12 protein-coding genes and 1 pseudogene are annotated in these 13745 nt (G+C 71.9%); 2 read left to right on the plus strand and 11 right to left on the minus strand.

The window, feature by feature from the left end:
- Positions 1-25: 25 nt before the first annotated feature.
- The 3 genes from ACMCNN_RS16445 to ACMCNN_RS16455 all read right to left on the minus strand — a co-directional run bounded on the left by ACMCNN_RS16445 (position 26) and on the right by ACMCNN_RS16455 (position 3136).
- Complete coding sequence (locus ACMCNN_RS16445) at positions 26-493, minus strand: NUDIX hydrolase (RefSeq protein ID WP_412741374.1); 468 nt, start codon at positions 491-493, stop codon at positions 26-28.
- Positions 494-654: 161 nt separating this feature from the next.
- Positions 655-1008 (minus strand): hypothetical protein, encoded by a 354-nt coding sequence (locus ACMCNN_RS16450; RefSeq protein WP_412741375.1) that lies wholly within the window; start codon positions 1006-1008, stop codon positions 655-657.
- A gap of 223 nt (positions 1009-1231) precedes the next feature.
- Positions 1232-3136, minus strand: coding sequence for an acyl-CoA dehydrogenase family protein (locus ACMCNN_RS16455; RefSeq protein ID WP_412741376.1), 1905 nt, complete (start codon positions 3134-3136; stop codon positions 1232-1234).
- A gap of 245 nt (positions 3137-3381) precedes the next feature.
- Between ACMCNN_RS16455 and ACMCNN_RS16460 the strand changes: the two genes are divergently transcribed.
- The gene (locus tag ACMCNN_RS16460; protein WP_412741377.1) at positions 3382-4350 is read left to right on the plus strand and encodes a GlxA family transcriptional regulator; all 969 of its coding nucleotides are present in this window, start codon (positions 3382-3384) and stop codon (positions 4348-4350) included.
- Positions 4351-4501: 151 nt separating this feature from the next.
- Positions 4502-5077, plus strand: a pseudogene (locus ACMCNN_RS16465) (DJ-1/PfpI family protein); the annotation flags it as partial.
- Between the two features lie 678 nt (positions 5078-5755).
- Here the strand turns inward: ACMCNN_RS16465 and ACMCNN_RS16470 are convergent.
- The 8 genes from ACMCNN_RS16470 to ACMCNN_RS16505 all read right to left on the minus strand — a co-directional run bounded on the left by ACMCNN_RS16470 (position 5756) and on the right by ACMCNN_RS16505 (position 13720).
- Positions 5756-6643, minus strand: a complete 888-nt coding sequence (locus tag ACMCNN_RS16470; protein ID WP_412741378.1) for a L,D-transpeptidase — start codon at positions 6641-6643, stop codon at positions 5756-5758.
- Positions 6644-6714: 71 nt separating this feature from the next.
- Entirely contained in the window at positions 6715-7596 is an 882-nt protein-coding gene (locus tag ACMCNN_RS16475; protein WP_412741379.1) for an LLM class flavin-dependent oxidoreductase, read from the minus strand.
- Positions 7597-7711: 115 nt separating this feature from the next.
- On the minus strand, positions 7712-8758 hold the full coding sequence (locus ACMCNN_RS16480; RefSeq protein WP_412741380.1) for a hypothetical protein: 1047 nt from the start codon (positions 8756-8758) through the stop codon (positions 7712-7714).
- A gap of 65 nt (positions 8759-8823) precedes the next feature.
- Positions 8824-11199: a putative bifunctional diguanylate cyclase/phosphodiesterase gene (locus ACMCNN_RS16485; protein ID WP_412741381.1), complete on the minus strand. Its 2376-nt coding sequence runs from the start codon at positions 11197-11199 to the stop codon at positions 8824-8826.
- 77 nt (positions 11200-11276) lie between these two features.
- Positions 11277-12248: an ABC transporter substrate-binding protein gene (locus ACMCNN_RS16490; protein ID WP_412741382.1), complete on the minus strand. Its 972-nt coding sequence runs from the start codon at positions 12246-12248 to the stop codon at positions 11277-11279.
- Positions 12249-12280: 32 nt separating this feature from the next.
- Positions 12281-12859 (minus strand): GTP-binding protein, encoded by a 579-nt coding sequence (locus tag ACMCNN_RS16495; RefSeq protein ID WP_412741383.1) that lies wholly within the window; start codon positions 12857-12859, stop codon positions 12281-12283.
- Between the two features lie 13 nt (positions 12860-12872).
- Complete coding sequence (locus ACMCNN_RS16500; RefSeq protein ID WP_412741384.1) at positions 12873-13298, minus strand: DUF742 domain-containing protein; 426 nt, start codon at positions 13296-13298, stop codon at positions 12873-12875.
- On the minus strand, positions 13295-13720 hold the full coding sequence (locus ACMCNN_RS16505; RefSeq protein ID WP_412741385.1) for a roadblock/LC7 domain-containing protein: 426 nt from the start codon (positions 13718-13720) through the stop codon (positions 13295-13297). The genes ACMCNN_RS16500 and ACMCNN_RS16505 overlap by 4 nt, the downstream gene beginning before the upstream one ends.
- Positions 13721-13745 lie beyond the last annotated feature (25 nt).

Here is a 13745-nt window from a genome sequence, read left to right on the forward strand (position 1 = left end):
GACGGTCAGCGCGGCACTCGATGCTCTATGCGATCCACGCGGGGGCGTCGTCGGACAGGGCGAGGTCGAGGCACCGGGCCTGATGCGGCGGCAGTGGCGGCACCGAGCCCGGGTCGAACCAGCCGACCTGGACGGATTCATCGTCGTTGACGCGCGCCTCACCACCGATGGCCCGGCACCGCAGGCCGATGGAGAGCCAGTACACCTGGTCGCCGTTGGGCGCCACGGACAGGTCGAGGGCCTCGACGGCCAGCAGCCGCTCCACCGCCACCTCCACGGCGGTCTCCTCGAACACCTCGCGGACCGCACCGGCCGCCGGTTGTTCGCCCGGCTCCAGGCACCCCGTCGTCAGCGCCCACTCGTCGGTGTCCGAGCGACGGACCAGCAGGACACGGCCCTGGTCGTCGAGGACGACCGCGATGACTCCGGCCAGCGGCAGCGGGTCATGGCCGATCCTGGTACGCAGGGCGACGACGAATTCCGGAATAGCCATCCCATGACCCTACGAAGTGCCTGCCAGGTGTGCCCCGCCGACCGACAGATGAGCATGGCGGGCATGACTCGCCTCGGACCACAAGGCGTCGTGAACCTTGCCGGCCCACTGAGACGGTCATGCCCACCATGCGATATCCGGCCCGAAAACCGGTGCTTACCTCAGCGGAACTGGAACGCCGTCACTTCATCGACGACACCCTGGTCGGAGTACAGGACACCCGAGTTACCCGTGCCCTGGTTGATGTAATTGAACTGAATGGTCGAGTACTGGTAGTCGTGGCTGTGCCAGGTGACCCGCGCCCGGTACTGCGTCCCCGGAGCGCTGGTGGGGCAATAGATCCTGACGGTGGTGCCGGCGAAGAAGCCGACTTCGTAGTACGGCGCCTTCTCCCAATAGCAGTTGTATGCCACGTAGTGGCGGGTGACGGCGGCCTCCGCGACGCCCGCCGTACCCAACAGGACGCCGGCGGTGACCGCGACGGCGGTCAGCACCCTTGCGGCTCGAATTCTCATGTGACCCTTCCATGGCCGTACGACTTCTCTCCCCGTGAAAGAAGATCGCGGCAACCTAGCAAGGTTTTCCGATCCTTGGAAGATCTTTCGGGATGCCGGGCTGGACACCCGGTCCGTGGGCGACATTAGTGGGGCCACTGAGGCGAAAGGGGTTTGGAAGAGTCTGCAAATGCGCACCCCTGATACACAAAGGGGTACGAGTCAGGTGACGCGGGCGTAACCCTCAAGCGGGCGGTGGAATGCGGCGGCGTACGTCGTCGACCGTGGCGGGACCGGGATGCCAGGCGGCCACCCAGTCGCCGTCGGACGCCGGGGTCACGATGCCCTCCTCCAGGAACGCGTACCGGCCGTCGAGCGCCCGCCGCGCCAGCCGTACGTCCAAGGAATCCGTGTTGTCCCACAGCCCGGCGAACAGAGCCTCCGCCCGCAACCGCGCCTGCCGGCAGAACAGATCGGCCAGCTCCACTCCCTCGGGCCGGTCCCGCCGCTCGGCGCGGGCACGCACGCACACCGCCGACATCGCGAACAACTCGGCGCCGATGTCCACGATCCGGGCCAGGAACGCCTGCTTGCGCTCCATCTTTCCCTGCCAGCGCGACATGGCGTAGAACGTCGAGCGGGCGAGCTTGCGGGAGGCGCGCTCCACGTACCTGAGGTGGGCGGCGAGGGGTCCGAACCTGCCGTACCCCGTCGGGACCTGGCCGCGGCCGACCGCGAGGGTCGGCAGCCACCGCGCGTAGAACGCGCCCGCCTTCGCCCCGGCGCGGGCCTTGCGGCCGAAATCGGCGTCCGGGTCGATGATGTCGCCCGCCACCGACAGGTGCGCGTCGACCGCCTCGCGGGCGATCAGCAGGTGCATGATCTCGGTGGAGCCCTCGAAGATGCGGTTGATCCGCAGGTCGCGCAGGAGCTGCTCGACCTCGGCGGCGCGTTCGCCGCGGGCGGCCAGCGAGGAGGCCTTCTCGTAGCCGCGGCCGCCACGGATCTGGATCAGCTCGTCGGCGATCTGCCACGCCATCTCGCTGGCGAACAGTTTGACCAGGGCCGCCTCGATGCGGATGTCGTTGCGGTCGTCGTCGGCGATCACGCAGCACAGGTCGAGCATCGACTCCATGGCGTACGTCGTCGCGGCGATGAAGGCGATCTTCTTGGCCACCGCCTCGTGCTGCCCGACGGGACGTCCCCATTGGACCCGCTCGGCAGACCATTCGCGGGCCACGGTGAGCGCCCACTTGCCGGCGCCCACGCACATCGCGGGCAGCGACAGGCGGCCGGTGTTCAGCGTGGTCAACGCGATCTTGAGGCCCTTGCCGAGGCCGCCGATGACGTTCTCCGCGGGGACGAACACGTCGTGGAAGCGGGTCACGCTGTTCTCCAGGCCGCGCAGGCCGAGGAACTCGTTGCGCCGTTCCACGGTGATGCCGGGCGAGTCGCCCTCCACCACGAACGCCGTGATGCCCTTGTCGGGCACCCGCGCCATCACGACCAGCAGGGTGGCGACGGTGCCGTTGGTGGCCCACAGCTTCAGCCCGTTGAGCCGGTAGCCGCCCTCGACCGGCTCCGCGACCGTACCCAGGCGTGCCGGGTCGGAGCCGACGTCGGGCTCGGTGAGCAGGAATGCGGACACCTCACCCGCGGCCAGCCGGGGCAGGAACACCTTCTTCTGCTCCGGCGTACCGAAGATCTTGAGGGGCTGCGGCACGCCGATCGACTGGTGCGCGGACAGCAGCGCGGCGACCGCGGGGCTGACCGAGCCGATCAGCGTCAGCGCCTTGCAGTAGTGCAGGTTGGGCAGGCCGAGGCCGCCGTACCCTTTGTCGATCTTCATGCCGAATGCGCCGAGCCGGGCCAGACCGTGGAAGACCTCGTCGGGGATGCGGGCCTCGCGTTCGATGCGGGCTCCATCCATTCCGGAACGCACGTACGCATCGAGCCGGGCCAGGTAGTCGTCGGCGTCGGGGCGGGGCTCGACGGCCGGCCACGGGTCGATGAGGTCGAGCGGGAAGCGGCCCAGGAACAGTCCCTTGCCGAAGCTGGGCTTGCGCCACTCGGACTCGCGGGCGGCCTCGGCGACCTGTCGCGCCTGCTTCTCCGAGACGTCGGCCGGCTTGCCCTGCGTCGTGGTCACGGCTTACCCCCTCGAGGAGAGTACGGCTACCAGACCGCGAAGACGCTCCACTCGGCGCCTCCGGGACCCCGCTAGGCGCCACGCTACCGAGCCGTGTTACCGGGTGGTAGCCATCTGCGCATAATCGCGTTTCGCCCGGCCCCGGCGGGGGCGGCGCGACCTTCCCGCCCGAGTGCCTGATCCGTCCGGTGCACGTCCCGTACCGCCCTCGCCGGGAGGGTGCCGCAGCGCCTACCGTAACCGTCGTGAACAGCGAGGACAGGGGTTCCGGGCGGGTCGTCGTGCTGGTGCTGCCGGAGGTGAACTTGTTGGACCTGCCCGGTCCGGTGCAGGTCTTCGACGCCGCCGCCCACGAGGGCGCCGGCTACCGGATCGAGTTCGTCGCCGCGCAACCCGGTGAGGTGGTCTCCGCCCAGGGGCTCCGGCTGGCCGGGCTCGGCCCGCTGCCCGGGACCGGCCCCGGTGACCTGATCCTGATCCCGGGTCCGCGGCTGCGTCCGCCGACACCGGAGCAGCCCCTCGTACCGCCCGCCGTGCTGCCCTGGCTGCGGTCGGCGGTCGCGCACGGGTCACGGGTTGCCTCGGTCTGCACCGGGGCGGCGGCGCTGGCCGAGGCCGGGCTGCTGGCCGGACGCCGGTGCACCACCCACTGGTCCGTGATCGACCTGCTGCGGGAGCACTATCCGGCCGCCCGCGTGCAGGACGCCGTCCTGTACGTCCACGACGGACCGGTGAGCACCAGCGCCGGGATCGCCGCGGGCATCGACCTGGCCCTGTCGCTGGTCGAACGCGACCACGGCCCGGCACTGGCCGCCGCGGTGGCCCGCCAGCTCGTGATCTACCTGCGGCGCGACGGGACCCACGGGCAGCTCAGCCCGTTCCTGGAACACCGCAGCCATCTGCACCCGGCGGTGCACCGGGTGCAGGACCACCTCGCACAGCACCTCGACGCGCCGCACACCCTCGACCAGCTGGCCCGCGTGGCGCACCTGTCGCCGCGCGGGCTGAGCCGGGCGTTCACCGCGACGATCGGGCTGACCCCGCTGGAGTACCAGCAGCGGCTGCGCCTGGAACTCGCCGCGAGCCTGCTCACCGAGACCGACCTGACCGTCGAGGCGGTGGCCGCCCGGTGCGGCTTCCGCGACGCCCGCCACTTCCGCCGCCTCTATGGCGCGCGCTACGGTGCGCCGCCCTCCGCGGCCCGCACCGCCTGACCCTCGCGCCTCGCCGCACCGCTCGCGTCGCCGTTTCTCTGGGAGCCACCACATGCCACACGTCCTGCGCCGGATCGCCGTCGTCGTGCTCGGTCTCGCCCTGTCCGCCGCCCTCGTCGGGGCGGTCGCCGCCGCGGGGCTGGCCGTGACGATGGGCGAGAGCTTCCCCCGCTCCGCCGTTGCCGCGCCGCCGCAGGGCTGGCCGGTGCCGCGCGCCGCCCCGGCGGGCGCGACGGTCGTGGCGGTGGTGACCGGAGCGACCGGCTCGGTGGTCAGCGACGTGCTGCTGCCGTACGAGACATTCGCCCGGTCGTCGCGGTTCTTCGTCTACACCGTCGCCGCGCGGCGTGCGCCGACGCCGCTGTCCGGGGGGCTGCGGCTCCTGCCCGAGCACACGTTCGCCGACGTCGACGCGGGTACCGCCCCGGCACCGGACGTCGTGGTCGTCCCGGCGGTCGTCGACCCGGCCGGTGGCGAGGAGGCACCGCTGCGGAACTGGCTGACCCGGCAGGCGGGCCGGGGCGCGTACGTCCTCGGGGTCTGCGCTGGTGCCAGGGTGCTGGCCGTCAGCGGCCTGCTCGACGGGCACCGGGCCACCTCGTTCTGGCAGAGCCTCGGGTCGCTGCGCCACGACCATCCGGCCGTGCGGTGGGTGGCGGGTCAGCGCTACGTCCAGGACGGCCGTCTCGTCACCACCGCCGGGGTCACTTCCGGGCTGGTCGGTGCCCTGCACCTGGTCGAGCTGCTGGCGGGGCGGGCCGAGGCGGACCGGGTCGGGCGGGAGCTGGCGTACCCGGGATGGGCGCTCGACGCGCCGACCGGCATCCCGGAGCAGCGGCTGGCGGCCGCCGACCTGCCGTACGCGGTGAACGCGGCGTTCCCGTGGCTGCGCCCGACGGTGGGTGTCGGCCTGGTCGACGGGGTGGGCGAGGTGGACGTGGCCACGGCGTTCGAGGGGTACTCCGGCACGTCGTTCGCCGCGCGGACGGTGCCGCTGGCGGCCGGCCGTACCGTGATCACCCGGCACGGGGTGGTGCTGCTGGCCGAACCGGCCGACGCCGCCGCGCCCACGGTGGACCGGCTCGTGGTGCCCGGAGCCGAGCGCGCGGACCCGGCGCTGGCCCGGTGGGCGGCCGAGCGTCACCTCGACGTGGCCCTCCCGCATGCCGCACCCGGCGAGTTCGCCTTCGACCCGGTCCTGCGCGACCTGGCCGCGCACGCGGACCGGGCCACCGCGCGCACCACGGCGAAGTTCACCGAGTACCCGATCCGGCAGGTGCGCCTGACCGGAGACGCGTGGCCGTGGCGGCCGACGGGGCTGGCCGTGGCCACGGTCGCCGTCGCGGCCGGGATCGGCCTGCTGCCGGGCGCGGCGTTGCGGCGGCGGGCCCGGCGCCGCTCGCGGTCAGTCGATGACGGTGACCGGGGTGCCGGGGACGAGGTGGCGCAGCAGGCTGCGCTGGCCGGGTTTGGGCACCCGGATGCAGCCGTTGGAGATGCTGTGGCCGAAGGCGTCGCTGCGGTACCAGCTGTGGATTCCGGTATGCGCCCCCTTCAGGGAGGCCGCGACCGTGTGCCGGTCGTCGGGCACGGAGCCCAGCACCAGGACGTCGAGGCCGCCGTAGACGGCACCGGCGGGCCTGCTGCGACCGAGCACGAACGTCCGGCCCAGGGGCGTCGGCGTGGCCGGTGAGCCGGTGGCGACGGTCCACCGCGCGACCCGGGCGCCGTCGCGCAGCCAGGTCAGCTCGTGCGTACCCCGGCGCAGGATCAGGTGGTCCCGCAGCGGCCGCAGTGTCCAGTGTCCGGCGGGCAGCCAACCGATGGTGCGGTTGATCGAGGGCAGCAGCACCGCAACCCAGCCGGTGCGTCGCATGAGGATCGGCACGGTGACCGGAACTCCGCTGATCGTCGGCGGCAGGAACGCCCGCGGCTTGCCGCCGGGAGCGTCGTAGACCGCGAGCGGCCCGGTGGGATGCAGGCCCTCGGTGAGCGCAGCGGTCGACGCCGGCGTCGGATCGGCCGGGAAGCCTTTCGGTACGGACCAGTAGTCGATCACGCGGAGCCCGGCGGGCGCCGCGCGGGCCCGGGGTGTCGCAGCGTAGTGCGCGGGAGTGGAGGGCAGCGCCCCGGCGGCGGGTGACGAGGAACGTGACCCGGCGGCCCGGTCGCCGTCACGGATGCCGATGACCACGGCCGCGACCGCCAGCCCGGCCAGGACACACACGACGAGGACCAGCAGGGGTGTCGGCAGCGGGAGACGCGGGAGAGGGTGGCGCAGGCCGCGTGGCACCCGGACCAGGGTACGGAGCCTGCGCCGGTGTCACGCCCGGAAATTCCGGCGATCACCGGATCGGGTCGGGGCTACCCCCGTTGGAGTTCGGGCAGGAGGCGGGTGGCGACGTCGACCAGCACGGCCTCGTCGCCGGCGTACCAGCTCTCGGTCCGGGGCCAGTGGGTGATGACGTCGGTGAAGCCGAGCCGCGCGGCCCGGGCCGCCTGCTCGGCGAAGAAATCCGCGTTGACCAGGGAGAAGACCGGTGCGGCGTCAAGCAGCAGGTGGCGGTCCAGAGTGGCCGGGTCACGGCCCGCCGCCTCCAGCGCCGCGTCCATCCGCGCGGACAGCCCGGCCACCGAGGACCACCAGCTCTCCAGGTCGTCGAAGACGGTGCCGGTGGTGACCCAGCCCTGGCCGAAGCGCGCCGCCAGGCCCATCGACCGGGGACCGTTCGCGGCCACCACGAACGGGACCCGTGGACGCTGCACACACCCCGGATTGTTGCGGGCGTCCACGGCGGCGAACCACTGCCCCCGCCAGGTGGTGCCGTCCGTACGCAGGATCAGGTCGAGCAGCTCTGTGAACTCGGCGAACCGGTCCACCCGCTGCCGTGGCGGCAGTTCCTCCCCGCCGAGCACCATGGCGTCGAAGCCGACGCCGCCCGCGCCGAGGCCGAGCAGCAGCCGCCCGTCGCTGACGTCGTCCACCGTCGTGATCTGGCGGACGAACGCCGCCGGGTGACGGAAGTTCGGCGAGGCGACGAGGGTGCCGAGCCGGATCCGCGAAGTGACCGTGGCGGCGGCGGTGAGCGTGGTCATCGAGTCGAACCAGGGGCCGTCGACCAGGTCGCGCCAGCCGAGGTGGTCGTAGGTCCAGGCGTGGTCGAAGCCCCACGCGTCGGCCCGCCGCCAGCGCTGCTGGGCGTCCGACCAGCGCTGATCGGGGAGGATCACGATGCCAATCCGCATGATCGTCAGCGTACGGGGCGGCCCGCCCGCGCCTGCGCCGAGCACCCGCCGCCACCGTGACCGGCGTGGCCGGATCCGCCCCGCCCGCTCCCGGGAACGGGCGGGGCGGCCACGTTCAGTCGCCGGCCACGCAGCTGCCGTCGGAGTCGACGGTGTTGCCGAGGTCGACGATCCGGGCCCAGACGGCCCGGCAGTCGGACGGCCCGTGGTTGCTGGTGTTGTCCGTGACCGTGGTGTGCTGCAACTCCACCTTGCCGGGGCCGGGGGTGCCCGGCGGGCCCGGGACGTAGCCGAGCGTGATGTTGATGCCGCCGCCGCCCTTGTCGGCGTGGTTACGGCTGACGGTGCTGGCCACCACGGTGACCGTCGCCGGTCCGCGCACGTCGATCCCGCCGCCGTAGCCGGCGAGTTCGGCGGGCCGCGTCGGGTCGTGCGGGTCGGTGACCCGGTTGTCGGTGATCACCGAGTTCTCCACCCGGCCGGTCCAGTCGAACCGCAGGCCGCCCGCCTCGCCCGCCTCGTTGTGGTCGACCAGGCTGTCGCGCAGCGTCATCGGGGCGAACGGGATGTTCTGCACGGCGCCGCCGAACCGCGCGCTGTTGCCGGTCAGGTGGACCCGTTCCATGGTCAGGTCGGAGGCGTTGAGCACCGCGCCGCCGCCGTAGTAGTTGTAGAGCGAGGCCACCGGTTCCGAGTCTCCGCCGGTGATGGTCAGGTCCACGATCGTGACCGGTCCCAGCGTGGTGAACACGCGGTCGAGGTGTCCACCGTCGATGACCGTGGCGTCGCGTCCGGCGCCCTCGACACGGGTGGGCTTGAACAGCTTGAGGTTGCCGTGGGCGGCGTCCGCGAGCGTGTAGTCGGTGAAGGCCTTGCCGAGCAGCGGCGGGATGGTCAGCCGGTAGTGACCGGCCGGGATGACGATGGTCGAGCCCGGATCGGCGTTGGCCTCCATGGTGGCGGCGCGCACCGTGCAGGCGTCGGCGGCGCTGGCGCAGCGGCCGTCACCGGGGTCGGCGTCGGGGGCGTCGGCCGTGCTGTCCACCCGGTAGCGCCCGGCCGCCGCGTGCGCCGCGGTGGCCGGGACGAGGACGGCGGCGGCCGCGAGGGTCGCGACGGCGAACTCCCGGCACAGCCGGGAGCGGTGAGGAGAAGTCCACATGGGAAGGTGGTTACCGACAAGTAGCCGACGACAAACCGGTGGAAACAAAGAAATATGTGAATTTCTTACGCGGCCCGGGTCGGCTGCGCCTCGCCCTCCAGCCGCCCACCGGTACGGGCCAGCAGCGCGGTCAGCTCGGACGCGGGCATCGGGCGGGCGAAGTAGTAGCCCTGGGCCAGCGGGCAGTCCAGCTGGCGCAACCGCTCGGCCTGCGCCTCGGTCTCCACCGCCTCCGCGACCGTACGCAACCGCAGGCTGCGCGCCATCTGCACGATGGCCTGCAGGAACGCCGTGGAGTCGCCGCGCGCGTCCTCGTCCTGCACGAACGCCCGGTCGATCTTGAGTACGTCGACCGGCAGCGTACGCAGGTAGGCCAGCGAGGAGTACCCGGTGCCGAAGTCGTCGACGGCGACCCTGATGCCCTCGCCGCGCAGCCGGTCGAGCACCCCGTGGGCCGCGGCGGCCTCCGGCCCGACGTCGGCGACCAGCACGGTCTCGGTGATCTCGACGACCAGCGCGGCCCCCGGCATGGCCCGTGCCTCCAGCGCGTCCAGCACCACGTCGGCGATGTCGGGCTCGCGCAGCTGGCGGCCGGACACGTTGACGGTGACGGCGATGCCGTACTGCTCGAACCACGGCTTCACGTCGGCCAGCGCCCGGCGCAGCACCCAGGCGCCCAGCGGTACGACCAGCCCGCTCTCCTCGGCGATCGGGATGAACTCGCCCGGCGGGATCCACCGCGTGCCGTCCCGCCAGCGCACCAGCGCCTCCACGGCGGTGACCCTGCCGGTATCCAGATCGACGACCGGCTGGTAGTGCACAGCGAGGGCCTCGTCGGCCAGCGCCCGGCGCAGGTCCGCGATCAGCCGCATCCGGCGGTCCCGCGTCTCGGCCAGGGCGTCGGCGTAGACCTCGACCCTGTTCTTGCCCGCTCCCTTGGCCGCGTACAGGGCCATGTCGGCGCGGCGCAGCGCCTCGACCGTGCCGACCGGCGCGGCGGCGGACAGCACGCCGACGCTGGCCGTCACCATGGTCTCCCGCTCGCCGAGCTGAAACGGTTCCCGGACGGCCTCGACCAGGGCCCGCGCGACGTCCGTGGCCGCCGCCGCCCGCTCCTGCACCAGCAGGACCGCGAACTCGTCGCCGCCGAGGCGGACCAGCAGCCCGTCGCCGGCGGCCTCCCGCAGCCGGTCGGCCACCGCCGTGAGCAGGGTGTCGCCGACGGCGTGGCCGTACAGGTCGTTGACGTCCTGGAAGCCGTCCAGGTCGAGCAGGAGCAGCGCGTGCGGGCCGGTCACGGCGTCCAGATGGTCACGCAGCAGGACGCGGTTGCCCAGGCCGGTGAGGTCGTCGCGCAGCGACCAGGCGGTCAGCGCGGCGCGCAGTTCCTGCTGCTCGTGCAGCGCGGCGTTCAGCGCCACGGCCTGGTTGTCCAGCTGGATCGCCCGCCGGTGGGCGAAGTGCGCCAGCAGGCCCAGCCGGGCCACCAGCAGCACCGCCGTCGCCGCGGCGACCACCATGGGCACGATCAGGTCGACCGCCGGTGCCCCGCGACCACGCAGCACGACGGTGCCGACCGCGACGGCCGGGCCGACCAGGGCCAGCAGGGCGTAGAGGCTCAGGCGCGCGGGTGTGGCGATCCGTTGCACCCGTTCGGCCGAGCCGGTGGACTCCGACATCGACGGGTGCAGCGTGGCCGCCGCGAAGAACACGTACGCCAGCACCCACAGCGACGCGCTGGTCGCGCCGGTCAGCGCCGGCACGTTCCAGGCGAGGCCGACGTAGTAGAGCATGTCGCCGGTCATGTCCAGCGACAGTCCCGCAACGAAGATGACGTAGGAGGGGGTACGCACACCGGCGCTGAACAGCAACCGCAGCGCCAACGCGATGATCAGGAGATCGAGCAGGGTGTAGATGAGATAGCCCGGCGAGCGGTGGCTCAAGTCCGGCCCACTCATGATCGGCGAAATGATGAACGCCCAGGCCAGGCCCGACAGCCCACACGCCGCCACGGCCGCGTCGACGACCGCCTCGTACGCGAATCGGGCCCGGTCCCGGCGGGCCCAGGTGAGCAGGGTGGCGATGAACAACGGGTAGGCGCAGACGTACAGCAGGTCGCCGACGGACGGGAAGTGCAGCGCTGCGGTGAGGGCGAGTTCGCCCGTCCACCACATCACCCCGCCCAGGCTGGCGCCCACGCCGGTGGTCATCAACAGCCACGGCGTCCGGTACGCCGGACGGTGCCAGCGCAGGCCGCACACCATGGCCGCCACGGCGACGACAGCGGCCACGGCGAACGTCGCCTGCCGCCCCATCGGTGGCATCCAGGGCACCACGGCCACGAGGGCGAACCCGCCCAGCAGGAACCAGCGCCACACGGCGCCGCGACCGGCCCACGCGCGGGACGGGCCCTGGCCGTCCCCACCTGCCGGATTCACCACAGGGCATGTCTACCGGCCCTCGGTTGCAGTCCCGGTTGCCGTTCGGTGGATTGCCGAGCGGCCGGGGGCGTCGAGTGCTACTGGGGCATCCAGCGCTGCCAGGTCGAGCGGTGGGCGTCCAGCCAGCGTTTCGCGGCGTCGTCGTGGGAGAGCTTCTTGACGGTGATGTCGCGGGCCACCGTGTTCTGGTCGTCGTTGCTCCAGCGGAAGTTCTTGATCAGGTCGGCGGCCGGGCTGCCGGAGTCGACGAACGCCTTCCGGGCGATCTTGTCGAGGTCGTACGGCTGGTAGTCGCAGGCCACCTTCTCCGGCACGGCGTCGCAGCCGGGCCGGTACAGCGGCAGCGGGATGTGCACCAGCTTGATCTCCGACAGCAGCCACTGCGGAGTGTAGAAGTAGCCGATCAGCGGCTTCTTGTCCGCCTCGGCCTCCCGGAACGCGGCGATCAGCGCGTCCTCGCTGCCCGCGTACACCACGGAGTAGTCGAGCTTGAGGTTCTTGATCAGGGCGGCGTCGTTGGTGACGAACGACGGGTCACCGGCCAGGAACTGGCCCTTGCCGTCGGACTTGGGGGTGCGGAACAGCGACGCGTATTTGTTGAGGTTCTGCCACTTCACGATGTCCGGGTATTCCTTGGCCATCCACGGCGGGACGTACCAGCCGATCACGCCCTTGTTGCCGGTCAGGCCCTGCTCGACGGCGACCTTCTTGTCGTCGATGTACGTCTTCTTCAGGTCGTCGTGACCCCAGACCTCCAGGATGGCGTCGATCTCGCCCTTGGCCATCGCCTCCCACGAGTCCTGCTCGGTGAGGTCCTTCTCGATCACCTTGCAGCCCAGCTCGGTACGCAGCAGGTAGCTGACCACCGCGACGTTCGCCTCGTAGCCCACCCAGGGGTTCACCGCGATCGACACGGTGCCGCACGGGGTGCGCGCCACCCCGGGCGGCGCGACGATCGCGGCGGCCGGTGCACCGCAGGCGGCCAGCGCCAGGACACTGGCCAGGGCCGCCGCCCGGCGCAGCCGTCGCCACGGCGTACGTGAAGGCATGGTCTCCCGTTTCTGCTCGTCAAGGATCGGACTCACCATGTGGCCACGGGCCTCTCCCGGCTCAGCCGCTTGGCGAGGATCTCCTCGGTCAGGGCGACCAGGATGGTCTTGACCGACTCGCGGTAGCGCGCGTCGCACTCCAGCACCGGGATGTCCGGGCCGATGCCCAGCGCGTCGCGGACCTCCTCCAGGTCGAAGCGCTGCGAGCGGTCGAACATGTTGACCGCGACCAGGAACGGGATGTCGCGCTCCTCGAAGTAGTCGACCGCGGGGAAACAGTCCTCGATCCGCCGGGTGTCGACCAGGACCACGGCGCCGAGCGCGCCGTCGACCAGGTCGTCCCAGAGGAAGTCGAAGCGGTCCTGTCCGGGGGTGCCGAACAGGTAGAGCAGCAACGCGTCGTCGAGGGTGATGCGGCCGAAGTCCAGCGCCACCGTGGTGGTGGTCTTCGCCGACACCGCGCTGGTGTCGTCGATGCCGATCGACCGCTCGGTCAGCTCGGCCTCCGTCACCAGCGGCTCGATCTCCGAGATGGCGCCGACGAAGGTCGTCTTGCCCACCCCGAAGCCCCCGCTGATGACGATCTTGACCGCCACCGGTGGCAGGGCCACCGGCGCCGGCTGCCTAGAGCGCCCGTACACGATCCCTGATCCTCTCGATCAATTCGATGGGCAGCTCACCGAGCTGCTGCTCGATCCGCAGGTAGCCGTCGGTCACCAGGTCGGCGACGATCACCCGTAACACGCCGAGCGGTACTTTCAGGCCGACCGCGAGGTCGGCGATCGACATCGGCACCTGGCACAGCTCGACGATGCGCCGGGATTCGAACCGCAACGGCGCCGACAGCGCCGCCGGGGCGGCGTGCAGCTGGGTCTCGATCCGCAGGCCGTCCTGCAACGGCCGGGTACGCCCGCCGGTGAGCATGAACGGACGCACGACGACGTCGTCGACCTCCGTCTCGGGCGCCCGGTGCGCCGCCTCGGGTGCCGGGGCCGGTTCGGTGTACGGGAATCTCTGTGGGTCCGGCGCCCACCCCCCCGAATACGTCATCGCGGCAGGTGCTGCCGCGAATCGGAGATCAGAGCCGGCGTGAGCAGGGTGCCGAACCGGTCGGCCAGCAGGGACATCTCGTAGCCGACCAGGCCCAGGTCGCTGTCGCCACCGGCCACGACCCCCAGGCAGCTGCCGCCCGCGATCACCGACACCAGCAGGAACCCGCGCCGCATCTCGATCATGATGAGCTTGAGCCCATCGAAGTCGTAGCGGCGCGAGGCGCTGCGGGCGACGCTGGCCAGGCTGGAGACGATCGCCGCCAGGTGGTCGGCCTCGGCCCGGTTCAGCCCGTCGGAACTCGCGATGAGCAGGCCGTCGGAGGACACCGCGACCGCGTCGCGGACCCCGTCGGTCTGGTGGACGAAGTTGCCCAGCAGCCAGTTCAGCTGGTGCCGGTCGGCAGAGGTATCAACGCTCATGGGACTTCTTTCGACCTCGGTGCGG

The sequence above is a fragment of the Krasilnikovia sp. MM14-A1004 genome, from assembly GCF_047159485.1.
Taxonomy (GTDB): domain Bacteria; phylum Actinomycetota; class Actinomycetes; order Mycobacteriales; family Micromonosporaceae; genus Actinoplanes.

Excerpts from the sequence above, each read along its gene's own strand:
- ACMCNN_RS16500 (WP_412741384.1), bottom strand. The coding sequence starts at position 13,298 with ATGACGTATTCGGGGGGGTGGGCGCCGGACCCACAGAGATTCCCGTAC.
- ACMCNN_RS16450 (WP_412741375.1), bottom strand. The coding sequence starts at position 1,008 with ATGAGAATTCGAGCCGCAAGGGTGCTGACCGCCGTCGCGGTCACCGCC.
- ACMCNN_RS16480 (WP_412741380.1), bottom strand. The coding sequence starts at position 8,758 with ATGTGGACTTCTCCTCACCGCTCCCGGCTGTGCCGGGAGTTCGCCGTC.
- ACMCNN_RS16475 (WP_412741379.1), bottom strand. The coding sequence starts at position 7,596 with ATGCGGATTGGCATCGTGATCCTCCCCGATCAGCGCTGGTCGGACGCC.
- ACMCNN_RS16445 (WP_412741374.1), bottom strand. The coding sequence starts at position 493 with ATGGCTATTCCGGAATTCGTCGTCGCCCTGCGTACCAGGATCGGCCAT.
- ACMCNN_RS16505 (WP_412741385.1), bottom strand. The coding sequence starts at position 13,720 with ATGAGCGTTGATACCTCTGCCGACCGGCACCAGCTGAACTGGCTGCTG.
- ACMCNN_RS16490 (WP_412741382.1), bottom strand. The coding sequence starts at position 12,248 with ATGCCTTCACGTACGCCGTGGCGACGGCTGCGCCGGGCGGCGGCCCTG.